23 protein-coding genes and 1 tRNA gene are annotated in these 21,501 nt (G+C 69.8%); 7 read left to right on the top strand and 17 right to left on the bottom strand.

Annotated elements, in window-relative coordinates:
* Positions 1 to 2: 2 nt before the first annotated feature.
* Together Pth03_RS15645 and Pth03_RS15640 are read right to left on the bottom strand one after the other, a co-directional pair.
* Positions 3 to 791: an EI24 domain-containing protein gene (locus tag Pth03_RS15645; protein ID WP_203944989.1), complete on the bottom strand. Its 789-nt coding sequence runs from the start codon at positions 789 to 791 to the stop codon at positions 3 to 5.
* A 10-nt stretch (positions 792 to 801) separates the two neighbouring features.
* A complete protein-coding gene (locus Pth03_RS15640; protein WP_203944988.1) occupies positions 802 to 1,389 on the bottom strand; it encodes a Maf family protein in 588 nt (195 codons plus the stop codon).
* A 164-nt stretch (positions 1,390 to 1,553) separates the two neighbouring features.
* Here Pth03_RS15640 and Pth03_RS15635 point away from each other — a divergent pair, with 164 nt between their 5' ends.
* Positions 1,554 to 3,419 (top strand): CASTOR/POLLUX-related putative ion channel, encoded by a 1,866-nt coding sequence (locus tag Pth03_RS15635; RefSeq protein ID WP_203944987.1) that lies wholly within the window; start codon positions 1,554 to 1,556, stop codon positions 3,417 to 3,419.
* Positions 3,420 to 3,509: 90 nt separating this feature from the next.
* Here Pth03_RS15635 and Pth03_RS15630 read toward each other — a convergent pair whose 3' ends face one another.
* The 3 genes from Pth03_RS15630 to Pth03_RS15620 form a co-directional block, all read right to left on the bottom strand.
* Complete coding sequence (locus Pth03_RS15630; protein ID WP_203944986.1) at positions 3,510 to 4,280, bottom strand: hypothetical protein; 771 nt, start codon at positions 4,278 to 4,280, stop codon at positions 3,510 to 3,512.
* 178 nt (positions 4,281 to 4,458) lie between these two features.
* Positions 4,459 to 5,154 carry a peptidyl-tRNA hydrolase gene (locus Pth03_RS15625; RefSeq protein WP_203944985.1) on the bottom strand — a complete coding sequence of 232 codons (696 nt, stop codon included), beginning with the start codon at positions 5,152 to 5,154 and terminating at the stop codon, positions 4,459 to 4,461.
* The gene (locus tag Pth03_RS15620; RefSeq protein ID WP_203944984.1) at positions 5,151 to 6,410 is read right to left on the bottom strand and encodes an MFS transporter; all 1,260 of its coding nucleotides are present in this window, start codon (positions 6,408 to 6,410) and stop codon (positions 5,151 to 5,153) included. Before Pth03_RS15620 ends, Pth03_RS15625 begins: the two co-directional genes overlap by 4 nt.
* Positions 6,411 to 6,494: 84 nt before the next feature.
* Between Pth03_RS15620 and Pth03_RS15615 the strand changes: the two genes are divergently transcribed.
* On the top strand, positions 6,495 to 7,514 hold the full coding sequence (locus Pth03_RS15615) for a GlxA family transcriptional regulator (protein WP_203944983.1): 1,020 nt from the start codon (positions 6,495 to 6,497) through the stop codon (positions 7,512 to 7,514).
* Positions 7,515 to 7,585: 71 nt separating this feature from the next.
* On the opposite strand, the gene Pth03_RS15610 is transcribed toward Pth03_RS15615, so the two are convergent.
* Complete coding sequence (locus Pth03_RS15610) at positions 7,586 to 7,792, bottom strand: DUF6203 family protein (RefSeq protein ID WP_203944982.1); 207 nt, start codon at positions 7,790 to 7,792, stop codon at positions 7,586 to 7,588.
* 59 nt (positions 7,793 to 7,851) lie between these two features.
* Positions 7,852 to 8,310 (bottom strand): rhodanese-like domain-containing protein, encoded by a 459-nt coding sequence (locus Pth03_RS15605; protein ID WP_239119068.1) that lies wholly within the window; start codon positions 8,308 to 8,310, stop codon positions 7,852 to 7,854.
* A 99-nt stretch (positions 8,311 to 8,409) separates the two neighbouring features.
* On the opposite strand from Pth03_RS15605, the gene ftrA reads away from it, so the two are divergent.
* Complete coding sequence (ftrA, locus tag Pth03_RS15600) at positions 8,410 to 9,441, top strand: transcriptional regulator FtrA (RefSeq protein WP_308442351.1); 1,032 nt, start codon at positions 8,410 to 8,412, stop codon at positions 9,439 to 9,441.
* On the opposite strand, the gene Pth03_RS15595 is transcribed toward ftrA, so the two are convergent.
* Positions 9,380 to 10,816: a DHA2 family efflux MFS transporter permease subunit gene (locus Pth03_RS15595; RefSeq protein ID WP_239119067.1), complete on the bottom strand. Its 1,437-nt coding sequence runs from the start codon at positions 10,814 to 10,816 to the stop codon at positions 9,380 to 9,382. The two genes, ftrA and Pth03_RS15595, sit on opposite strands and share 62 nt — an antisense overlap.
* Positions 10,817 to 10,959: 143 nt before the next feature.
* Between Pth03_RS15595 and Pth03_RS15590 the strand changes: the two genes are divergently transcribed.
* The gene (locus Pth03_RS15590) at positions 10,960 to 11,667 is read left to right on the top strand and encodes a TetR/AcrR family transcriptional regulator (protein ID WP_203944981.1); all 708 of its coding nucleotides are present in this window, start codon (positions 10,960 to 10,962) and stop codon (positions 11,665 to 11,667) included.
* On the opposite strand, the gene Pth03_RS15585 is transcribed toward Pth03_RS15590, so the two are convergent.
* From Pth03_RS15585 to Pth03_RS15575, 3 genes are all read right to left on the bottom strand, one after another.
* Positions 11,664 to 12,452: an SDR family oxidoreductase gene (locus Pth03_RS15585; RefSeq protein ID WP_203944980.1), complete on the bottom strand. Its 789-nt coding sequence runs from the start codon at positions 12,450 to 12,452 to the stop codon at positions 11,664 to 11,666. The two genes, Pth03_RS15590 and Pth03_RS15585, sit on opposite strands and share 4 nt — an antisense overlap.
* 81 nt (positions 12,453 to 12,533) lie before the next feature.
* The gene (locus Pth03_RS15580) at positions 12,534 to 14,015 is read right to left on the bottom strand and encodes an ATP-binding SpoIIE family protein phosphatase (RefSeq protein ID WP_203944979.1); all 1,482 of its coding nucleotides are present in this window, start codon (positions 14,013 to 14,015) and stop codon (positions 12,534 to 12,536) included.
* 52 nt (positions 14,016 to 14,067) lie between these two features.
* On the bottom strand, positions 14,068 to 14,733 hold the full coding sequence (locus Pth03_RS15575) for a class I SAM-dependent methyltransferase (protein WP_203944978.1): 666 nt from the start codon (positions 14,731 to 14,733) through the stop codon (positions 14,068 to 14,070).
* Between the two features lie 481 nt (positions 14,734 to 15,214).
* Here Pth03_RS15575 and Pth03_RS41475 point away from each other — a divergent pair, with 481 nt between their 5' ends.
* A complete protein-coding gene (locus Pth03_RS41475) occupies positions 15,215 to 16,300 on the top strand; it encodes a glycoside hydrolase family 75 protein (RefSeq protein ID WP_239119066.1) in 1,086 nt (361 codons plus the stop codon).
* 60 nt (positions 16,301 to 16,360) lie between these two features.
* On the opposite strand, the gene Pth03_RS15565 is transcribed toward Pth03_RS41475, so the two are convergent.
* Together Pth03_RS15565 and Pth03_RS15560 are read right to left on the bottom strand one after the other, a co-directional pair.
* Entirely contained in the window at positions 16,361 to 16,828 is a 468-nt protein-coding gene (locus Pth03_RS15565) for an anthrone oxygenase family protein (RefSeq protein ID WP_203944977.1), read from the bottom strand.
* Entirely contained in the window at positions 16,825 to 17,664 is an 840-nt protein-coding gene (locus Pth03_RS15560) for an NAD(P)H-binding protein (RefSeq protein WP_203944976.1), read from the bottom strand. Before Pth03_RS15560 ends, Pth03_RS15565 begins: the two co-directional genes overlap by 4 nt.
* Before the next feature lie 80 nt (positions 17,665 to 17,744).
* On the opposite strand from Pth03_RS15560, the gene Pth03_RS15555 reads away from it, so the two are divergent.
* Complete coding sequence (locus tag Pth03_RS15555; protein WP_203944975.1) at positions 17,745 to 18,674, top strand: AraC family transcriptional regulator; 930 nt, start codon at positions 17,745 to 17,747, stop codon at positions 18,672 to 18,674.
* A gap of 7 nt (positions 18,675 to 18,681) precedes the next feature.
* Here Pth03_RS15555 and Pth03_RS15550 read toward each other — a convergent pair whose 3' ends face one another.
* The 4 genes from Pth03_RS15550 to Pth03_RS15535 form a co-directional block, all read right to left on the bottom strand.
* Positions 18,682 to 19,050, bottom strand: a complete 369-nt coding sequence (locus Pth03_RS15550; protein WP_203944974.1) for a nuclear transport factor 2 family protein — start codon at positions 19,048 to 19,050, stop codon at positions 18,682 to 18,684.
* Positions 19,051 to 19,106: 56 nt separating this feature from the next.
* Entirely contained in the window at positions 19,107 to 19,502 is a 396-nt protein-coding gene (locus Pth03_RS15545; RefSeq protein ID WP_203944973.1) for a glycoside hydrolase family 71/99 protein, read from the bottom strand.
* A gap of 240 nt (positions 19,503 to 19,742) precedes the next feature.
* Positions 19,743 to 20,111, bottom strand: coding sequence for a DUF488 domain-containing protein (locus Pth03_RS15540; protein ID WP_203944972.1), 369 nt, complete (start codon positions 20,109 to 20,111; stop codon positions 19,743 to 19,745).
* Positions 20,112 to 20,289: 178 nt separating this feature from the next.
* Positions 20,290 to 20,362, bottom strand: a tRNA-Ala gene (locus Pth03_RS15535).
* Between the two features lie 106 nt (positions 20,363 to 20,468).
* Here Pth03_RS15535 and Pth03_RS15530 point away from each other — a divergent pair.
* Positions 20,469 to 21,356 (top strand): RNA polymerase sigma-70 factor, encoded by an 888-nt coding sequence (locus tag Pth03_RS15530; protein WP_203944971.1) that lies wholly within the window; start codon positions 20,469 to 20,471, stop codon positions 21,354 to 21,356.
* The last annotated feature ends 145 nt before the right edge of the window (positions 21,357 to 21,501 follow it).

Raw genomic sequence — 21,501 nt, 5'->3', positions numbered from 1 at the left:
GTTCACGACAGACGCGTTTCCGGCGCGCGTCCCGCCGAGCCGGCCAGCCGTACCCGGACCATCATCGCGGCGCCCGCCACCGCGCCCGGCATGGCGACCACGGAGACCAGCGGCACCAGGAAGGCCAGGAAGATCGGGATGCCGAAGCCCAGGGTCACGGCGAGGTCGGCGCGCAGAATCGCGAAGCGCTCCTTGCGCGCGATCCCCCGCCGTTCCAGCGGCAGCGCGGTCAGCTCGACGGTGAGGAAGAACCCGGAGACGATCGCACCGAGCACGGGGACGACCGTCTGGCCGATGACCGGGACGAATCCGAGCACGAACAGCGGGATGCTGAACAGCAGCACGTAGAACAACGTGACGACGCTGTCGCGGATGGACCGGAGAAATGACCGCCAGAACGGCGGGTCGGCGTCCTCGGGAAGCCCGCCGAGGTCCTTTTCGACCTTCTCCGACAGCTTCTCGTAGAAGGGTTCGCCGATGGCGAGCGTGACGGCCGTGAAGGTCAGCACCGACAGGGCGAGCCCGCCGACGAAGATCATGATGCCGACGAGCGTGCGGAAGACGTCGCGCCAGCCCCAGTCGTCGGCGAACGGGGTGATCCATGCGGCCACGTCCGTGGTGTGCGTGCCGAGCCAGATCAGGGCGAAGACGTACAGCACGAGCGCGATCAATGCGGGGATCAGCCCGAACACCCACCACCGCGGATGCCGCGCCACCCAGCCGACGCCCTTGAACACGAAACCGATGCCGTCGGCGAGACCGCCGATCCCCCGCCCGCCTCTGCCGTTCATGCCCGGCAGGCTAGCGCCATAGATCGGTGACGGACACTCCCAGTTCCCCGAAAAGGCGGCGCAGCAGAGGAAGCGATATGCCGAGAACGTTCCCGTGGTCTCCGTCGATGCCCTCGATGAACCAGCCGCCCAGGCCGTCGAGGGTGAAGGCACCCGCGACCCGCAGCGGTTCCCCGCTGGCCGCGTAGGCGGCGATCTCCTCGTCGGTGGGCGTGCCGAACCTGACGACGGTGGCGGCGACCTCCGAGATCGCCCGGCCCGTTGCGACGTCGATCACGCAGTGTCCGGTCAGGAGCCGCCCCTGCTTGCCGCGCATCGTGTGCCAGCGCTCGACGGCCTCCTGGGGCGAGCCCGGCTTGCCGTACGCGACTCCGTCGAGTTCCAGCACCGAGTCGCATCCGATGACGATGCCCGAGCGCAACCCGGCCGCGACGGCGGCAGCCTTGGCCTCCGCGAGCGTACGGCACAGCCGTTCGGGCGACTCGGCGACGACGGCCTCCTCGTCGACGCCGCTGACGATCACTTTCGGGTCGAGGCCGGCTCCGCGCAGAACGCCGAGGCGGGCGGGTGAGGCGGAGGCAAGCACGAGCTCAGTCACAGCACCAGAGCCTAGGTCATGTCCGGAGGGTCACCGCCTGCCGCGGACGGCCTGTACGGCGCCCGCCGTTCACCCATACCGGCGACGCACAACCTTGATCGGACAGTCGGCACCGGCCCCTAGTATGTGTCGCATTGATCGTGTTTGTCCGGAGGAGCTGTCTTTTGTCAAGGGCCACAGTCAGGGAACGCCTGAGGTACTGGTTCGACAACACCATGGCGAAAGGCACCGGCGCCCTCATCGGCTGGCTGGCCCTGGTGTCGCTGGGGCTCATCGTCGCCGTCAGCGCCCTCGTCCTGTGGCTCACGCCCAAAGAGGTGCCTGACCACCAGGGCCTGCCCGGCGTCCTGTGGATGACGCTGATGCGCGCCCTCAGCCCGGGAAAGGTCGCCAGCGACACCGGCACCGCGCCATTCCTCGCGTTGATGCTGGTCGCCTCGCTGGGCGGCCTCTTCATCGTGAGCACGCTGGTCGGTGTGCTCGCCTCCGGGCTCAGAGTGAAGATCGAGGAGTTGCGCAAGGGCCGCTCCCGGATCATCGAAAGCGGCCACACGGTCATCCTGGGCTGGTCGGAGCAGGTCTTCACCATCGTCTCCGAACTCGTCAAAGCGCATGCCAGTCAGCGTGGATCCGTCATCGCGGTCCTCGCCGACATGGACAAGCCGGCTATGGAGGACGCCATCCGCGCCCGGGTGGGCGACACCGGCAAGACCAGGCTGGTGTGCCGCACGGGCCGCCCGACCGAGCCCACGGACCTCGATCTGATGAACCTCGACGCGGCCCGATCGGTCGTCGTGCTCTCCCCGCAGGGCGACGAGCCGGACGCGCACGTCATCAAGACCCTGCTGGCGCTGGCCAAGCGGTCGGGCGGCCATCCTCCGGTGGTCGCCGCCATCGTGGCCTCCCGCAACATGGCCGCCGCCCGCCTCGCCGGCGGCCCCGGCGTGCACCTGGTCGACTCCGACGACACCACCTCGCGGCTGATCGTGCAGTCGTCGCGGCAGTCCGGCATGTCGGTCGTCTGCATGGACCTGCTGAACTTCGACGACGGCGAGATCTACCTGAGGTCCGACCCGGCCCTGGCCGGCGTGCCGTACGGCCGGGCTCTGAGCGCGTACGCCTCCGCGACGGTCATCGGGCTGCGCACGGCGGAGGGCGTCATGCTCAACCCGCCCATGGACACGATGCTGGGCACCACCGACGAGATCATCGTGATCGCGCAGGACGACTCCCTCATCCGCCTGGCCGGCGACACCTCCGGCGTCGACGAACAGAGCGTCGTCGCGCGCGAGCACGCGCAGCCGGGGCCGGGACGCACGCTGCTGCTCGGCTGGAACGCCCGTGCTCCTCAGGTGGTCCGCTACCTCGACGGCTACGTGCCCGCGGGGTCGGTCCTCGACGTCGCGAGCGACCACCCGGCCGCCGGCGAATGGGTGACGGGCCTGCACAACCTCACGCTCAGCGTGAAGGAGTGCGACATCACCGACCGGTACGCGCTGGAGTCGCTGGGCATCGGCCTCTACCAGCACGTGATCGTGTTGGCGGACGACAGGTACGACCCGCACCACGCCGACACCCGCACGCTGATGACGCTGCTGCAGCTTCGGGACATGCAAAAAAGCCTGGGCGAGCGCTACTCGATCGTGAGCGAGATGCTCGACGAGAACAACCGGGCGCTGGCCGAGGTGACCGAGGCCGACGACATCGTCATCAGCGACACGGTCATCGGGCTGCTTCTCGCCCAGCTCGCCGAGAGCCCGCACCTGAGCGAGGTGTTCGGCTATCTCTTCGACTCCAGGGGCTCGGAGATCTACCCGCGCCCGGTGGAGGAGTACGTCACCACGGGTTCGCAGGTCGGCTTCCCCACGGTGGTGGAGTCGGCCCGCAGGCGCGGAGAGACCGCGATCGGCTACCGCGTGGCCGCCAGAGCGGGCGAGGCGCCGCACTTCGGCGTGGTGATCAATCCGGACCGGTCACGCTCCGTGACGTTCGCCCCGGAAGACTCGGTCATCGTGCTCGCGGAGCGCTGAGCCGGTTCTACATGCGGAGAGACACGCGAAGAGCCGGGCCCGTCGGAACGAGCCCGGCTCTTTGCGTGAAAGGTCAGGGACCGGAGACGGTCACGGCACCTTGATGCCGGACATCACGGTGTTGATGTCGCGCCAGTAGCGCTTCTGCGTGTCCGGGATGGTGACGAACACCAGGGCGGGCTTCTTGCCGGGCACGTCCACCAGGGCGACGGCGGCCGACGACGTGTGCTTCTTGCCCTTGATCACGTAGTGCGCGTTGTATCCCATCACCCAGGCGTCCCGCTTGCCGATGGTGACGTTCTGCACCGCGGTCCAGGTCAGGGTGGCGCCCTTCGGCTGATGGTTCAGCGTCCACCCGGCCGCGAGGAAGGCGGTGTCCTTGAGGTTCTCCTGCACCGCGATCGGCACGGGGCACGAGACCACCATGCCGCGCACCGGTGAGTTCTTCACCTTCGGCAGATTCTGCCGGGTGGCGAACGGGCTGGGCTTGGAAGGCGCCCAGATCTTGCGGAAGCGCGGGACCGAGACGCCGGAGCGCTTGTCCTTGAACACACCGCGCGTCGGGTTGGGCCTGCCCGGCAGCCTGCCGAGCTTCACCTGTCCGTCGGGCAGCCGCGCGAGCCGGGCATCGCCCAGGGCCGTGACCATCTGCGGCGACAGCGGCGGCACGGTGGGCGTCGGGCTCGGCGAGAAACTCGGCGAAGCCGGCGCCACGCTCGCCATGAGCGGCGAAGGCCGGGGCGCCGCGGCGGACGGCGCGGCGGAGCCGGTATTGCCCAAGAACACCACGGTGCCGACGGTGCCCGCCACCACGACCACGACGGCACCGGCTATCGCCCGGTAGACCACACGCATCGGCATGTCGCCGAAACCTTTTCCAGGCTTTGGAGGGGGCGGTGCCAGCGGGACCGTGATCTTCGGGAGGGGGGTCGTCTCCGCCTCGGCCGCAATATAGGTGGGAACAGCCTTCGTCCCATAGTCCCCAGATGCCACGGACGGGAGCGTACGGCAAATATCGATATTTCGTGCCCGATCCCGATCACACTTCGAAAACGCCCTGGCTCAGCCAGGGAGCGTCCGCGACCACGGTCGCCGAACCCGGTTCGATCTCGGTGAACCCGGCGTCCCTGACCACCGGCAGGCCGCTGTCCAGCAGCGCCGCCCACCGGTCCGGGTCGGCGGTTCGCACGGCCGCCGCAAGTCCCCGCTCCCGCCAGACCGCCCGCTCCCGCTCGCCGGTCCGCCACCACGCGAGCTGTACGGCATGGCCCGCCTGTGCCATCGCCTTGCCCGCCGTCATGTCGAGGCGGGGGTTCACCCACAGGACCGGGACGTCCACGCCGGGTTCGGGGGCGGGCGCCGAGTCGGACAGTTCGGTGCCGGAGACCTGGAGCCGGGACAGGTCCTTGGGCCAGTCGTCCAGCGGAACCGGGGGGTGCACCCGGACCTGCGCCGTGCGCAGCGTCACGGTGATGCCGGGCAGGGCGAGGACGCGGCGCCACTCCGCGCCGCGCGCCCGCCGGACGACCTTCCTGATCCGGTGGTCCTCCCACTCGGCGACGGCCGCCGCCCACTCCTCGCTCCGGCCGGTCCCGTCGTCGCCGTCCGCGGGCGGATCGGAGAGGGGATCGAGCATGCGCAGGACGGCGGTCGCCGCGGCCTCCAGGGCGTCGGTCCGCTCCGGCGGAGCCCCACGCTCGATCCGGACCACCAGGGGCAAAACACGTTCTGTCACCCGACAAGAATGGCAGCCGCCCGTTTCTGCCGGGTCGTCGTGGTGACGCGGAACGACATGAGGGCGGCGAACAGGCACAACACGCCCGCGCCGTACCACGCGAGGTCGTAGTTGCCGAGGTGGTCGCGGGTCACGCCGGCCGCGGTGGCGGCGATGGCCGCGCCGATCTGGTGGGAGGCGAACACCCAGCCGAAGACCACCGACCCTTCCGAGCCGAAGACCTTGCGGCACAGCGCCACCGTCGGGGGGACGGTCGCCACCCAGTCCAGGCCGTAGAAGACGATGAAGACGAGCATGCTCGGTCCGGCGGTCGCGGCGAACAGCTCCGGCAGGGCCAGCAGCGACAGGCCGCGCAGCGCGTAGTAGACGGTGAGCAGGATGCGCGAGTCGACCCGGTCGCTCAGCCAGCCGGAGGCGACCGTCCCCGCGATGTCGAAAACGCCGATGACCGCCAGCAGCGAGGCCGCCGTCGTCTCCCCCATGCCGTGGTCGTGCGCCGCGGGGATGAAGTGGGTGCCGACCAGCCCGTTCGTGCTGGCCCCGCAGATGGCGAAGCCGCCGACGAGATACCAGAACCGCCGTTGGCGGGCGGCCTGGCCCAGCACCCGCAGCGCACGGGCGGCCGCTCCGCCGCCCGGAGGCCGCTCGCGCGGCTCGGTGGCGCCGAACGCGGTCAGTCCGATCTCCTCCGGCGTGTCGCGCAGGAGGAACCACACGAGCGGCACGACGGCCAGGGCCGCGGCCGAGACGGTCAGCGACGCGGTCCGCCAGCCCTGCATCTCGGCCAGGTGGGCGAGCACCGGGAGGAAGACGAGCTGCCCCGTGGCCCCGCCCGCCGTGAGGATGCCGGTGACCAGGCCGCGGTGCCGTACGAACCAGCGGTCGGTGAGGGTGGCGGCGAACACCAGGGCCATCGAACCCGTCCCCGCGCCCACCAGCACTCCCCACAACGCGACGAGCTGCCAGCTCGCGGTCATGAAGACGGTCAGTCCGCTGCCCACCGTAACCAGGACGAGCGCGACCGCGACCACCCGCCGCATGCCGAAGCGGTCCATCAGGGCGGCGGCGAACGGCGCGAACAGGCCGTAGAACATCAGGTTGACCGACACGGCGAGCGAGATCGTGCCCCGCGACCAGCCGAACTCGTCCTGAAGCGGCGTGATGAGCACGCCGGGGGTGGCGCGGAAGCCCGCGGCTCCGATGATCGCGACGAACGCGACGGCGGCCACCGCCCAAGCCCGGTGCAGTGACCTCATGGGGGATCTCATGCAACCCAATCCTGAACATCGAAGACATTCCGAGCCAGTGGCCGGATGGCCAATATGTGAAATAATCCGGCCATGCACCGCATCGCCGTACTCGTCCTGGACGATTTCGCCACGCTCGACGTGGGCATCCCCGGCCAGGTGTTCTGGGCGGCCCGCGATCCCGAGCCGCTCTACGAACTGGTGACGTGCACGCCGGGCGGGCGGCCTGTGCGCAGCGACGCGGCCGGGTACAGCGTCGTGCCCGACCACGACCTCGGCGTGCTGGCGAGCGCGGACACGGTGGTGGTGACCGGCGTGCACAGCGGCTCGGCCCTGGACGACGGGACCATCGACCCGTCGTTGCGCGACGCCCTGCGGGAGGCCGCGGCGAGGTCCCGGATCATCTCCATCTGCACGGGCGCGTTCGTGCTGGCCGCCGCCGGACTGCTCGACGGACGCCCGGCGACGACGCACTGGCGCAACGCCGAGCACTTCGGCGCCCTGTTCCCCCGGGTACGGCTCATGCCCGACGTGCTGTTCGTCGACGACGGCGACATCCTGTCCTCGGCCGGGGTCTCCGCCGGCATCGACCTGTGCCTGCACGTGATCCGGCGCGACCACGGCAGCGAGGTGGCCAACCGTACGGCCAAGCGGTGCGTGACGGCGCCGTTCAGGGAGGGCGGGCAGGCGCAGTACATCGAACGGCCGCTGCCCGACCCGTCGGGGACGACGACCGCCCCCACCCGCGCCTGGATGCTGGAGCACCTGGGCCAGCCGCTCGACCTCGCAGGCCTGGCGGCGCACGCCCGGATGAGCGTGCGGACCTTCACCAGGCGCTTCCGCGAGGAGACCGGTCTCAGCCCGGCCAGATGGCTCACCCTGCTGCGCGTCGAGCACGCCCGCCACCTGCTGGAGACCTCCGACCTGCCGGTTGACGAGATCGCCCGCAAATCGGGGTTCGGCACGGCGGTGTCGCTGCGACAGCACCTGCACGCGGCCGTCGGCGTCGCGCCCCTGGCCTACCGCCAGACCTTCCGCACCCCACCCCATCTCCCCGTGATCATGCAGAAGTTCGGGGAAACCAGCTCTGACCTGGCCAAACGCGAATCGTGATCATGCAGAAGTTCGCGCACACGCCTCACAAGCTGGGGATCCACCGTTCGTGATCATGCAGAAGTTCGCCCTCATGCCGTACGGCCGGCGCCTCCTGGGCCCGGGCCGGGAGCCGCCGCCTGTCGCGGAGCGTGGGGACGGCGTTCCTGCTCACGCATGTCAGGCGTACGGCCGGCTCGCCTCTTGCGGAGGATCCACCAGCCGATGCCGAGGAGGACCAGCCCCAGCGGCGTCTTCGACAACCACCGGGTGACGAGGAACTGCAGGATGTGTCTCATCTTTTTCGCCTACCCGAGCAGGCGCCTTCCATGTGGCCGCGCGCCGCGACGAGGGCGTTTCAGCAGTCGCAGGTGATGGAGCCGACCGGGGCGGTCAGCGCGTCGGCTGGCCGCCGCTCCACACCGTGATCGGTCTCGACGGGCAGGCCCTCGCGTGCCCAGTATTCGAATCCGCCGATCATCTCCTTGACCCGGTATCCGAGCTTGGCGAACTCCAGTGCCGCGCGGGTCGCCCCGTTGCAGCCGGGCCCCCAGCAGTAGGTCACCACCGTCACGTCACGTGAGACGAGCGAGGGCGCCCGCTCGGCGATCTCCGCGGTGGGAAGGTGCAGGGCGCCCTTGACGCGGCCCTGCCGCCAGCTGTCGGCGCCGCGCGAGTCCACCACGACGATGCCCGGCTCTCTCGCCTCCAGGTCGGCGTGCACGTCGGACACGTCGGTCTCGAAGACCAGGCGGCCCGAGAAGTGGGCGATCGCGGCCTCGCCGTCGGCCGCGGGCATGCTGAGTACGAAGGACATCTCCAACCTCCTGAGCTTGTGTTCTCTGAAAGAGATCGTGTCGCGTGCCCCCGCGCTCCCACGAGTGGCATGAAAGCCCCGTTTCGCTAATATCCCGCCATGCAGTTCATGGATCCTCCGCGCCGTCGCGACGGCCGTACGGTGTCGGTCCTGGCGTTCGACGGGATGTCCCCCTTCGAGCTGGGCTGCGTGGTCGAGCTGTTCGGCCTGCCCCGGCCCGAGTTGGACGTGCCGTGGTACGACCTGCGCGTGTGCGCCGAGACGACCGGCCCGCTGCGTGCCGTCGGCGGTTTCACGCTCCAGGCGGCCCACGGCCTGGATGTTTTCGCCGAGGCCGACACGGTGATCGTCCCGGGCGTGCCCGACGTGCGGGGCCGGGTCTCCCCCGCGTTGATCGGGGCGTTGCGGCGGGCGCATGGCCGCGGGGCCCGGGTGGTGTCGATCTGCTCCGGCGCCTTCGCGCTCGCGGCGGCGGGCCTGCTCGACGGCAGGGAGGCCACCACCCACTGGAAGTACGCGACCCTGCTCCAAGAGCGGTTCCCGCAGATCAGGGTGAACGCCGACGTGCTCTACGTCGACGGGGACGACGTGCTGACCAGCGCCGGCAGCGCCGCGGGGATCGACCTGCTGATCCATCTCGTCCGCCGCGACCACGGCCCGAGCGTCGCCAACGCCGTCGCGCGGCGGCTGGTCGTCCCGCCCCACCGCGAGGGCGGCCAGGCCCAGTTCATCGAGGCGGCGGTCTCCGCCGTGGACGACGACGACGCCGTGGCGCGTGCCATGGAGTGGGCCATGGCCCACCTCGCCGAACCGATCACGGTGTCCGCCATGGCAGCCGTCGCGCGCATGTCCCAGCGCAGCTTCATCCGGCACTTCAACCGCCAGACCGGCAGCAGCCCGCTGCGCTGGGTGATCTCCCAGCGGATCGCTGCCAGCCTGCCTCTGCTCGAAGCGACGGCGGCCCCGGTCGAGAAGATCGGAGCCGCCGTCGGATTCGAGAGCCCGGTGACCTTCCGCCACCACTTCACCCGTGCGATGCGCACGTCGCCGTCGGCGTACCGCAAGACGTTCAGCCGCCGGCCTCCTCCTCGCGTGCCCGCATCGGAAGCAGGAACCCGAGCACGAACGTGAGGACCAGCAGGCCGACCTCGACGCCCACGGTGATCTGCATGGCGGCCCCGAACGTCCTGCCGCCGCCCAGCAGGTCGAAGAAGAGCGTGCCGAGCACGGCGGTGCCGAGGGCCGCGCCCAGCTGCTGGATCGCGGTGAGCGTGCCGGACGCCGAGCCCGTCTCCTCCTGGTCCACCCCGGCGAGCACGAGGTCGAAGAACGGCGCCATGAGCAGGCCCATGCCCGCCCCGGCGACGGCGAGCGCGGGGGCCGTCTGCCAGGGCGTCACGCCGACCCCCACCGCGTGGATCGTGAGGCCGAACCCGGCGACTCCGACGGCCATGATCATGGCACCCGCCTGAAGAAGGCGCCGCCCGAACCTCGCGGTCAGCCCTGCCCCGGCCACCACGAACCCGATGACGGTGCCGACCGCCTGCGGCAGGCCCGCCAGGCCCGACTTCAGCGGCGAATACCCCAGGCCGAGCTGGGCGTAGAGGGTGAACACCAGGGAGAAGCCGGTCAGCGCGGAGAAGAACACGAGCCCCGCGACGAGGCCGCCGGTGAAGGCTCTCTTGCGGAACAGAGTGGGGAGCACCAGCGGGTCTCCGCCGGCCCGGTGCCTGCGGGATTCATGACGGCCGAAGACCACAAAGATCGCGACCGATGCGGCCATCGAGGCGAAGGTCCAGACCGGCCAGCCGAGCTCCCTGCCCTGGACCAGCGGGTAGATCAGCAGCGCGGCGGCCGTCGAGACGAGCCCGACCCCGACGAGGTCGAGCCGGGCCGCCTGCTCCGGCCGCGACTCGGGCAGCAGCCGTACGGCACCGGCGAGCGCGATCAGCCCGAGCGGCAGGTTGATCAGGAAGATCATGCGCCAGCCCGTGCCGAACAGGTCGGCGTCGACCAGCCAGCCCGCCAGAACCGGGCCGCCGACCGCGGACAGGCCCATGATCGGCCCGAAGGCGCCGAACGCGACGGCCATCTCCTTGGGCGAGAACATCTCCTTGATCATGCCGAGCCCCTGGGGAAGCATGACCGCGCCGAACAGGCCCTGAAGGACCCGGGCGCCGACCAGCATCTCCGGTGATACAGCCAGGCCGCACAGCAGCGAGCCGATCACGAAGCCCAGCACGCCGACGACGAACATGCGCTTGCGGCCATAGAGGTCGCCGAGCCGGCCTCCGGTGACCAGACCGACCGCCATGGCCAGGGTGTAACCGGCGCCGAGCCACTGGATCAGGCTGGCGTCGCCGCCCAGCTCGGCCCGGATGGTGGGCGCGGCGACGTTGGTGATCAGGCTGTCCAGCAGGTCCATCACCTCGGCCGCGAGGATCACGAACAGCGCCGCCCAGCGCCACCGGTAGGGCGCGGGGGCGAGGAGGGTGGGGGATGCCAACGGAACTCCATTCGTTGAACGAACGTCGTTCGACGATACGAACGGCGTTTCAAAGGTCGGACTCCCGTTATAAAGCGCTCTGGCGCTTCTCGTCAAACAGTGTTCGTCAATCGAACGATGTTCGCGCGTTATACAGTGTTCGTATGGAGGCCGTTCCCCTGCCGCCGTGGCGCACACGCAAGGCCCCGGCCAGGCAGCCCCTGAGCCAGGATCAGATCGTCGACGTCGGGCTGCGCATCCTCGACGCCGAGGGCCTGGAGGCGCTGAGCATGCGGCGCATCGCGCAGGAACTGGGAACCGGCCCCGCCTCGCTGTACGCGCACGTGGCCAACAAGGAGGAGCTGCTCGAGCTGCTCTTCGAACGCGTCATGGGTGAGATCGAGGTGCCCACTGCCGACGGTGAGCGCTGGCTGGAGCAGCTCGACGAGGTGGTCTGGGCGATGCACCGGGTGCTCCACACGCACGCCGACGTGGCCCGCGTGCCGCTCGCCAACATCCCCATGGGCCCGAACGCCCTCCGGGTGTGCGAGGGGCTGCTCTCCATCATGCTCGCCGGAGGCCTGCCGCCCCAGGTCGCGGCCTGGGCGATCGACCGGTTGTACCTCTACGTGATGTCCGACGCCTACGAGGGCTCGCTCTACCTCGCCAAGCAGCGAGCCAGCGGCAAGGACGTCGACACCTTCCTGAAGGAGTTCTTCGGGCCCCTGCGCGACTACTACCTGAGCCTGCCGCCTGAGCGCTTCCCCGCCGTCACCGGCAACATCGACGCGCTCATGACGGGCAGCGGCGAGGAGCGGTTCGCGTTCGGCCTGGAGCTTTTCCTGCGCGGTCTGAAGACCTACACGACCTAGGTGAGCGACTCCACGAAACGCGACATGCCCGCAAGCCAGCGGTCGGGGTCGCCCGCCTTCATCTGGAAGAACCCGGCCACCTCCGGGTGGGGGAAGATGTAGAACCGCTCGGCGTCCAGGCCGTCGATCACGTGCTGGGCGACGTCCTCGGGTTCGAGCATGGCTCCGGAGGCCATGACGGCGCGGGCCGTGAGGTGGTCGCGCACGTCGTCGCTCATCATTCCCGTGCGCACGCCCTGCGGGCACAGGACGCTCACGCCGATGCCCTTGGCCCGGTAGTGGATCGCCACCCATTCGGCGAAGGAGATCGCCGCCGCCTTCGTCACCGCGTACGGCGCGTCACCGGGGCAGCTCACCAGGCCGGCGGCCGAGCAGGTGTTCAACAGGTAGCCGCCGCCCCGCTCCACCATGCCGGGCAGCACGGCGCGGGCGGCGTAGACGTGGGCGAGCGTATTCACCGCGAGAGTCCTGGCCCATTCCAGGTCGGTCGCCTCGTCGAGGCCGTGGCCGGTGATGATCCCGGCGTTGGAGCAGAAGAGGCCGATCGGGCCGAGCTCGCGCTCCGCGGTGCCGACCAGCGCCCTGACGTCTTCGTCCACCGAGACGTCGGCGCGTACGGCCAGCGCCCGCTCGCCGATCTCCGCCGCGACGGCGTTCGCGCCGTCCTCATCCAGGTCGGCCACGAGCACCCCGGCCGCGCCCTCGGCGGCGAAGCGCAGCGCCATCGCCCGGCCGATGCCGCTCGCGGCGCCGGTGACGACGACGACCTTGTCCTGAACGCGCATGAACCCCTCCGGACCGACCAGTCGGTATCGGGAACCTACGCGGCGCGCCCGCCCATCGTCAACGCACTCCCCCGCGTGCCGTCAGGCCGTGCCGTACGGCTCTCGCGGGAGCGGCGGATCCTGGTCGGGAATGCGCAGTGAGAACCACACCGTCTTGCCGCCCGCGACCTGGCTGGTGCCCCAGCGGTCGGCCAGCTGGCTGACGAGGTAGAGCCCGCGCCCGTCGGCATCCAGGACGCCGGGCTCGCGCAGGATCGGCAACCGATGGTCGTCGTCGCTGACCTCGCACAGCAGGGCGTCGGTGCGCAGCAGCCTGACGGTGAGCGGCCGCGACGTCTGGCGCACGGCGTTGGTGACCAGCTCGGAGGTGAGCAGCTCGGCCACCGGAATCATCGAGCCGAGCCCCCAGGCGTCGAGGGTCCTGCGGACCAGGCCCCGCACCCGCCGCGGCGTCAGCGGTCCCGACTCCACCAGCCACTGGGCGACGTCGTTGCTGGGAATGCCCTTGAACCTGATGGCGAGCAGTGTGACGTCGTCGGATCTCGCCGCCGGCAGCACGCCGTCGCACAGCTCCTCCATGGGGGCGCCCGTGGAGAGCTTTCCGCACAACGCGTCGACGCTCTGCCCGATGTCCTGGCCGCGTTCCTCCACCAGGCCGTCGGTGTAGAGCACGAGCATGCTGCCGTCTTCGGCTGCGATCTCCATCGCCTCGAACGGCGTGCGCCCCAGGCCGATCGGCGTGCAGCGCGGCGGACTGAGCACGGTGGCCTTGCCGTCCGCGCCGACGAGGACGGGCGGCAGATGACCCGCACTGGCGATCGTGCAGCGGCGCAGCACGGGGTCGTACACGCAGTAGACGCAGGTCGTCAGCGTCTGAGCGGCGAGGCGCTGGGCCATCTCGTCCAGCGAGTGGAGCACCTGCTCGGCCGGCAGGTCCAGCGAGGCAAGCGTCTGCACCGCCGTGCGGAGCTGCCCCATGACCGTGGCCGCCGCGAGGCCGTGGCCCATCACGTCGCCGACGACGAGCGCGACCCGGCTGCCGGGCAGCGGGATGACGTCGAACCAGTCGCCGCCCACGCGCTCGGCCGCGGGCTGGTAGCGGAAGGAGATCTCCAGCCCCGGCAGCGCCGGCGGGCTGTCCGGGCGCATGCCGCGCTGCAGGGTCTCCACCGTCTCCAGCTGGCGGCGGTGCAACCGGCCGTGGAAGACGTTGAGCGCCGCGGGCACACCGAGCTGGCCCGCCGCGAACAGGTCCGCCTCGGCGAAGGGCGGCCGTTCCCCGTCCCGGGCGAGTACGGCACAGCCGACCGGCGTGCCGTACGCGCGCAGGGGGACCGTGATCAGGCGATCGCCGATCCGCTCGGGGACCGATGCAGCAGGTCCGGCGCCCTCGCCGGTCCACCGGGACGGCAGCCGGTCGCCCGGGTCGATCCGGTGCTGGGCTCCGTCGTCGAGGTAGACCGCGGCGGCGTCGGCCAGGCGGGGAACCGCCGCCTCGCAGAACAACCTGGTGGCCTGCTCGGGATCGGGGCTCTCCCCGATCGCCTGCGCGGCCTCGCTCATGAATCTGAGGAACGCCAGCGATTCCCCGTCCCACGACACGGGTCAGGCCGCCTCAGAGCTGGTCGCGCCGGCAGTTGAAGAACAGCTGGATCTCCGGCGGCGCCTGGGTGGTCGCCGGCGCGTAGGAGATGTGGTTCTCCGTCAGGACGGTGAACCCGGCGTCCTCGATGGCGGCCCGCATCTCGTCGCGCAGGTATCCGGTCACCCGGACCGGCGCGCCAAGGAACTGGAAAGGCACGTCGTCGAGGTCGATCTCCACCATGCTGAGCGAGAACAGCCCGCCCGGCGCGAGCGCTCCGTGGATCTTGCGGAGGGCCGCGGCGATGTCGGCCCGGGGCAACATCAGCAGGGAGAAGAACGCGGTCACGGCGTCGAAGGTGCCGAGCGAGTCGTCGAGGTCCAGCACGTCCAGTTCGACGAAGGTGCCCTCGGGGACGTTCTGCCGCGCCAGGTCGAGCATCACCGGGGAGATGTCGATGCCGACGACCTCACACCCGGCCTGCGCGAACTGCTGGGCGGTCGGCGATCCGGTGCCGCAACCGGCGTCGAGCACACGCGACCCGGGCTTGAGCTGCTTGATCAGCCACTCGCCCGCGGCGATTTGTCCTTCTTTATGGGGAAATGCATCGTCATATCGAACGCCGATGCGGTTGAATGCCTCCGCCTGCAGTGCGCGGTACTCCTCGCGGGCACTACCCGGCCCGGATTCGATTGTCATCTATGCCACCAATGGTGATCAGCCGTCTACGCCTTCTCTTAAATAGGGTCTCGCCCCTATAGGAGTCAAGGCATTTCGTCATAAATTCAGCATCTCTGCAGTTCGGTGCTGTCAAGCCGCTTTGTCAATATGCCCGTTTCGGATGGCTTGACCGAAATATTCAGGACATATCCCCAAAAATGCTCATTGTGGCTGCGGCCAGCTCGCCGCAAGGCCCATCGCCCGCCGGCCCCCGCCTGCCCAGTGCGCCGACTCGGCCCGCCGAACGGGGTCGTCCGACCCAGCCCCCGGCCAGATCGCCCGACCCGGCCCGCCCATCATCCCCTGCCCGCCCAATGGGCCGGCCCGGCCCGCGCAACCGTCCCGCGCGACCGGATCGAACGCTGGACAGATCATCCTTTCTCAGCATTTGACCAAATCCTGACTCATCCCTACGGTAGCGGCGATTGTTAGTAAACCTTCCTAATTACGGAGGTGAGTGATGCGAAGGTCCCCCCGCTTCGCATCGGCGCTGGTGGCCCTGGGCCTGATGACCGCCGGCCTCTTCGCCGGCGGCCCGGCGCATGCCGCGACCACACGGCTGGAGGCGGAGAACGCGGTCGTCTCCCGAGGCGTGGTGGAGTCGAACCACGCCGGCTATTCCGGCAGCGGCTTCGTCAACGGCGACAACATCTCGGGCAGCTACACCGAGTGGACCGTGACCTCGGCCGCGGCGGGCAGCGCCACCCTGGCCATCCGCTACTCCAACGGCACCAGCCCCACCAGGACTGCGAACATCTCGGTCAACGGGACCGTCGTCGCGGCCAACCGGGCGTTCCCCGCCACCGGAAACTGGGACACCTGGGCCACCGTCTCGATCACCGCGAACGTCAACGCGGGCGCCAACAAGGTGCGCATCACCGCGACGACCGCCGACGGCAACGGCAACCTCGACTACATCGACGCCACCACCCCCGGCGGCACCGGCGGCGGGACCACCGTCACCGCCGACCAGCTCCTGGCCAAGGTCACGTCGTGCTCGCAGATCTCCAGCGGCAAGTACAAGACCGATGAAGACGTGAGCTCGGCGACCGTGCCGGTATGCCAGAAGACCGGTGCGGTCTTCTGGAAGGCCGACATGGACATCGACTGCGACGGCGTGCGCACCGCCCAGTGCAACGAGAACACCGACTGCTGCTTCTATCCCGACACCGCCTGCCACACCACCGGCGACTCCCCGCTCGACTCGGCGAGCCTGCCGTACGTCGTGGTGCCGAGTTCGAGCAGCATCTGGAACTACACGTCGAAGGGAATCGGCTGCGGCACGGTGGTGGCCGTCATCTACAACGGCAAGATCGAATACGCCGTCGTGGGCGACACGGGACCGACGCAGATCATCGGCGAGGCGTCCCACAAGACGGCCTCCGACCTGGGCATCGACCCCGATCCCAGCACCGGAGGCACTGACGGCCCGGTGACGTACATCGTCTTCACCGGCTCGGGCACCAAGGTCTCGGCCATCGAGAACCACCAGCAGGCCGTGACCCTCGGTCAGCAGCTCGCCCAGCAGTTCGTCGGCGCCAACTGATCTCGTGCCAGGGCCCGTTCCCTTGGTGCGGCATGGGAACGGGCCCGGCACATCCGGCGGTCACAAGGCGAGCGCCCCGGCCGCCAGGCAGAACGCGACGAGGTTGGTGAGCGTGCGGACGGCGTTCCACCACACCCATCCGCGCTCGAACCGCCTCCGCGCCGGGCCCAGCGCCGCCGCCGAACCCTCGTCGGTTTTGTCGAGCTCGTTGTTGAGCGGCACATTGACGGCGAACGTGATGGCGAGCGTCGCGCCGTACGCCGCGAAGGCCCCCACCAGCCAGGGCAACTCCGGCTCTCCGATGTGCAGCAGCGCGGCCGCCGCGGTCAGTACGGCCGAGCCGCCGAAGGCCAGCGCGAACCAGCCGTTGAGAATGGCGACGTTGATGCGTCGCATCGCGTGCACGAACGTGTGGTCGTCGCCGGCGGCCAGGGCCGGCATCACGGCGATGGTGAAGGCGAAGAACAGTCCCGCCATCAGCCCCGTCGCCACGGTGGCCGCGATCACGACCAGGTCGGCCCCCGTCATGACGCCTCCCACACTCCGGTGGCAGCCGCATCAGGGGCGAAGTCGGCGAAGTCGGCCGGCTCCCGGCCGAGCGCGCGGCGCACACCGTCCGACAGGTGCGCGTTGTGGCCGTCCAGGACTTCGCTGAACAGGGCGGTGAGCAGCCTCGCCTCTTCGGCGGGCATCTGTCCGGCCAGCGCCGCCTCGTATTCCTCCGGGGAGACCGCGACATACCGAATGTCCCTGCCGGTCGCCTCGCCGATCTCCGCCGCCGCGTCGGCGAAGGTCATCAGGCGCGGGCCGGTGAGCTCGTACACCTCGCCGACATGGCGGGACGAGGTCAGCGCCGCCACCGCCGCGTCGGCGACGTCCTCCGCGTCGACGAACGGCTCGGCCACGCTGCCCGCGGGCATCGCGATCACGCCCTCCAGCACCTGCTCGAGCAGGAACGACTCGTTGAAGTTCTGGAAGAACCAGGCCGACCGCAGGATCGTCCACTCGGCCCCGGACTCCCGCACCGCGCGCTCGGCGGCCTGCGCCCCCTCCTCTCCCCTGCCGGACAGCAGGACCAGGCGCCGCGTGCCGCTCGCGACGGCCTGCTTCGCGAACGCCCCCACGACATCGGCCGCCCCCGGCATCGCCAGATCCGGGTGGTACGTCACATACGCCGAATCGGCGTCCTTCAGCGCGTCCGCCCACGTGCCGGGCTCGTTCCAGTCGAAGCGCGGTGTGCTCGAGCGGGACACCGGCCGCACCGCGATCCCCTTCTCCCGCAGCCGCCGCACCACGCGGCGACCCGTCTTCCCCGCGCCCCCGACGACCAGCGTGACCGCGCTCTCCCCTGCGTTCTCCGTCATGCCTCCAGTCAAGTCCACGGCATGCGGGGCGGCCATCGTTGAGAATCCAGCTCCCATGTCCGCGTGTCTACACTCGGCGCATGGACGCGTTCGCCGGTCTGCTGGACGGGCCGAGAGCCCACCATGCGTTCCTGATCCGCTCGATCCTTGAACCGCCCTGGTCGATGCGTGTCCAGGACGGGGCGCCCCTGACGGTCGTCGTCATGGTGCGCGGTGAGGCGTGGATCACCCCCGAGCACGGGGAGCCCGCTCGTCTGCGCGCAGGCCGCCTGGCCCTCCTGCGCGGGCCCGAGCCGTACACGGTCGCCGACGACCCGGCCACGCCCGTGCAGACGGTGATCCACCCGGGAGGCTGCGCGACGACCCTCGAAGGAGAGGATCTGTGCGACGCGATGAGCCTCGGCGTCCGCACCTGGGGAAACGCGCCGGACGGGAGCGCGATGATGCTGACCGGCACCTACCAGCTGCGCGGCGAGGTCGGCAGGCGGCTGCTCGCCACACTGCCCCCCTCGCTGATCCTGCGTGCGGGCGACGGTCCGGTCGTGTCGCTGCTGTGCGAGGAGATCGGCAAGGACGGTCCCGGACAGGAGGTGCTGCTCGACCGGCTCCTCGACCTGCTGCTGGTCACCGCCCTGCGAGAGTGGCTGTCCGGCCTGGAGTCGGCCGCGCCCGCGTGGTATCGCGCGCACAGCGACCCGGTGGTCGGTACGGCGTTGCGGTTGCTCCACGACAATCCCGCGCATCCGTGGACGGTGGCCTCGCTCGCGGCGCGCGCAGGCGTCTCCCGGGCGGCGCTGGCCCGCAGGTTCACCGACCTGGTGGGTGAACCGCCGATGACCTATCTCACCAGCCGCCGCCTGGCTCTGGCCGCCGACCTGCTACGCGACCCCGACACCACGGTCGGCGCGGTCGCCAGGCAGGTCGGCTACGGCAGCCCGTTCGCCCTGAGCACCGCCTTCAAACGGGTGCACGGGATGAGCCCGCAGGAGCACCGCGCCTCGCGGAACTGAAGGAACGCTAGGCCTGAGGCCGCCCATAGTAGGCGTGCACCCGGATCGCCCGGCCGTCCGCGCCGAGCTCGACGGCGTCGACGACGCGGTTGCCGTTCTCGCGCAGGTAGACGACCGCGTAGCCGTCCGGCGTCAGCAGGACGTCTTCGAGCTGGAAACGCAGCCCGGGTGCGAGTTCCAGGCCGCGGGTGAACTGGCGGCGCAGTTCGTCCTTGCCGCGAAGCACACCGTCGGGGCGGTTCCAGCGGGCCACCACCGTAGACGCCTGAAACTCGACGTCGTCGGCGTAGTGGCCGAGAATCGCCTCGAGATCACGACGATTCCACGCGTCGACCCAGTGCTTCGCGGCCTCGATCTTGTCGGCGTCGTTCAGCATGTTCCTCATTCTCGCGTTCCGTAAGGCCGGGCGGCGTGGTACCGGGTGGGACCGGCTCAGCGCGGATGGGCGCCGAAGACCTCGTGCAGGATGTCGATGTAGACGCCGTGCCCGTCCTTGCTCGGCCAGTCCGTCGTGGACTCGACAGACGTGCCCTCGCCCCACTCGTTGAACGTGGTGACGAGCTGAAACGGCGCCCCGGAGGTGGCCACCGTGGTCGCGTCCTTGCGGAAGCGGGCGGGATCGCGAGGCAACATCGGCGTCTTCTGGTCATACCTGAAGAAGCCCGGCGACACCACGGCCGAGTAGCCGGCCTGCAGATCGAGGGAACCGCCGGGCGCGTACTGGTGCCACCCCTGTGGCTGGTCGGCGCATGAGCGGTATCCGCCGAACACCTTCAGCACGACGTAGTATCCGGCGATTTTGTTGGCCTTCGCCCAGCGGGCGGCCATCGGAGAGGCGTCGTTCCCATCGGCGTAGACGAAGACGACTCCGCCGGCGAACCGGACGGACCACAGCCCGCCGACGCGCAGATTCCGACGGCGATCGCCGAAGCGGAGATCAGCCGAGCCCCACTGCGCCGCATGACGAGACTTGACCGGAGCTGATCAATATCACGAACGGGCAACGTAGCCGACGATCAGTATGACCGCATGCGGGTGGTCTTACGGCGTTCCACTCGTCGTGACGTGTCAGCCGGACTCGCTGAGCAATTGGGCCAGCACCACCGCATGGCTGTGCTCGACGTCCTTGGTCGCCGTCAGCAGGATCACCGGGCCGCCCCGCACCAGGCCGTACAGGTCGTCGAGCGCTTCCCGCCCGTGCCCCTGCGCGAGCTCCTGCTCGTACCGGCCGGCGAATTCGGCGAAGAGCTCGGGCCGATGGCCGTACCAGCGGCGCAGGTCAGCCGACGGCGCCACCGCCTGACGCCACTGATCGATCCGCGGGTCGTCCTTGCGCAGACCGCGCGGCCACAGCCGGTCCACCAGCACCCGGACGCCTGTTTCCGGGCCGGGCGCGTCGTAGACCCGGGCGACGCGCACTCCTCCGTCATCTCGCACGAAGGTTCCTTACCCGGGGCGCGTCCGTGGACGCCGATCACGGCCGGAGCATGGGCAACGCATGGTGCGCCTGCGCAGCCCTGAAAACCAAGAAAGCGGCCGGATCGGCGATTTCACCGACCGACCGCCCTTTGACGATCATTCCCATGATGTGGGAATTGCGCTTTACCTTTACCGGTGGAGCTATGGGGACTCGAACCCCAGACCCCCTCCATGCCATGGAGGTGCGCTACCAGCTGCGCTATAGCCCCTTGCAACGAGTGAAAGCATATAGGACACCGCGCGCGACCGGGTAATCGAACGATCCTCCCCGCAGCCGGTGTCACGCGGGCGACTTCGTGATACGTCTGACGACATATGACAGCCGAACGGTTCAACGAACATCGTGATCTGCTGACCGGTGTCGCCTACCGCATCCTCGGCAGCGCCGCCGACGCGGAAGACGTGGTGCAGGAGGTCTGGCTGCGCTGGTCAGAGGTGGACCAGGCCGAGATCGCCAGCCCCAAGGCGTACCTCGTGCGGGTAACCACCAACCTCGCCATCGACCGGTTCCGGTGGGTCAGATCGAGGCGGGAGACCTACATCGGCCCCTGGTTGCCCGAGCCGATCATCACGGAGCCGGACGTCTCCGAGCATGCCGAGCTGGCTGACAGCGTCGAACTCGCCCTGCTGGTCGTGCTGGAGACGCTGTCACCCCTCGAACGAGCCGTCTTCGTGCTGCGGGAGGCGTTCGGGTTCTCGCACGCAGAGATCGCCGAGATCGTCGGCAGGGGCGAGCCCGCCGTACGGCAACTGGCCCGCCGGGCGCGTGACCACGTACGCGAGCGCAGACCACGCTTCGACGTGGACCGCAGGCAGCGCAAGCTCGTCACCGAGCGGTTCATCGGCGCGTGCGCGGGCGGCGACATGGACGGCCTGATGGCGCTGCTGGCCGGAGAGGTCACGCTCGTCGGCGACGGAGGCGGCAAGGCCAGGGCTCCCCTCCGGGTGCTGTCGGGGGCGGGCAACGTCGCCGCCTTCATGACCGCCATCGCGACCGAGGACGGCATCGCCAAGTTCCTGCGATCGATCGGCGCTCCCCCGGTCACGAGCATCGCCATGGAGGTCGTCGACGTGAACGGCGGCCCCGGTGTCGTGATCAGCGCGGACGGACATGTGATCACGGTGGTCTCCCTCGTCGTCGCCGACGGACTGATCCAGACCATCTATCTCATCGCCAACCCCGACAAGATCACCCACCTATGACCCCCCCCTTTTTTTCCCGTGATCATGCAGAAGTTCGACCACAGGCATCATGACCTGCACAGACATCGCACGTGATCATGCAGCAGTTCAGGCACAGGCACCGCGACGTGCGCAAACACCGCTCGTGATCATGCAGAAGTTCGGC

This window comes from Planotetraspora thailandica (genome assembly GCF_016863335.1).
Lineage (GTDB): Bacteria > Actinomycetota > Actinomycetes > Streptosporangiales > Streptosporangiaceae > Planotetraspora > Planotetraspora thailandica.
Note: the sequence above shows the minus strand (reverse complement) of the source record. Positions and strands in the feature narration are given on the sequence as shown.

Excerpts from the sequence above, each read along its gene's own strand:
- Pth03_RS15645 (WP_203944989.1), bottom strand. The coding sequence starts at position 791 with ATGAACGGCAGAGGCGGGCGGGGGATCGGCGGTCTCGCCGACGGCATC.
- Pth03_RS15630 (WP_203944986.1), bottom strand. The coding sequence starts at position 4,280 with ATGCCGATGCGTGTGGTCTACCGGGCGATAGCCGGTGCCGTCGTGGTC.
- Pth03_RS15620 (WP_203944984.1), bottom strand. The coding sequence starts at position 6,410 with ATGAGGTCACTGCACCGGGCTTGGGCGGTGGCCGCCGTCGCGTTCGTC.
- Pth03_RS15615 (WP_203944983.1), top strand. The coding sequence starts at position 6,495 with ATGCACCGCATCGCCGTACTCGTCCTGGACGATTTCGCCACGCTCGAC.
- Pth03_RS15610 (WP_203944982.1), bottom strand. The coding sequence starts at position 7,792 with ATGAGACACATCCTGCAGTTCCTCGTCACCCGGTGGTTGTCGAAGACG.
- Pth03_RS15605 (WP_239119068.1), bottom strand. The coding sequence starts at position 8,310 with ATGTCCTTCGTACTCAGCATGCCCGCGGCCGACGGCGAGGCCGCGATC.
- ftrA (WP_308442351.1), top strand. The coding sequence starts at position 8,410 with ATGCAGTTCATGGATCCTCCGCGCCGTCGCGACGGCCGTACGGTGTCG.
- Pth03_RS15590 (WP_203944981.1), top strand. The coding sequence starts at position 10,960 with ATGGAGGCCGTTCCCCTGCCGCCGTGGCGCACACGCAAGGCCCCGGCC.
- Pth03_RS15585 (WP_203944980.1), bottom strand. The coding sequence starts at position 12,452 with ATGCGCGTTCAGGACAAGGTCGTCGTCGTCACCGGCGCCGCGAGCGGC.
- Pth03_RS15580 (WP_203944979.1), bottom strand. The coding sequence starts at position 14,015 with ATGAGCGAGGCCGCGCAGGCGATCGGGGAGAGCCCCGATCCCGAGCAG.
- Pth03_RS15575 (WP_203944978.1), bottom strand. The coding sequence starts at position 14,733 with ATGACAATCGAATCCGGGCCGGGTAGTGCCCGCGAGGAGTACCGCGCA.
- Pth03_RS41475 (WP_239119066.1), top strand. The coding sequence starts at position 15,215 with ATGCGAAGGTCCCCCCGCTTCGCATCGGCGCTGGTGGCCCTGGGCCTG.
- Pth03_RS15565 (WP_203944977.1), bottom strand. The coding sequence starts at position 16,828 with ATGACGGGGGCCGACCTGGTCGTGATCGCGGCCACCGTGGCGACGGGG.
- Pth03_RS15560 (WP_203944976.1), bottom strand. The coding sequence starts at position 17,664 with ATGACGGAGAACGCAGGGGAGAGCGCGGTCACGCTGGTCGTCGGGGGC.
- Pth03_RS15555 (WP_203944975.1), top strand. The coding sequence starts at position 17,745 with ATGGACGCGTTCGCCGGTCTGCTGGACGGGCCGAGAGCCCACCATGCG.
- Pth03_RS15550 (WP_203944974.1), bottom strand. The coding sequence starts at position 19,050 with ATGCTGAACGACGCCGACAAGATCGAGGCCGCGAAGCACTGGGTCGAC.
- Pth03_RS15545 (WP_203944973.1), bottom strand. The coding sequence starts at position 19,502 with ATGGCCGCCCGCTGGGCGAAGGCCAACAAAATCGCCGGATACTACGTC.
- Pth03_RS15530 (WP_203944971.1), top strand. The coding sequence starts at position 20,469 with ATGACAGCCGAACGGTTCAACGAACATCGTGATCTGCTGACCGGTGTC.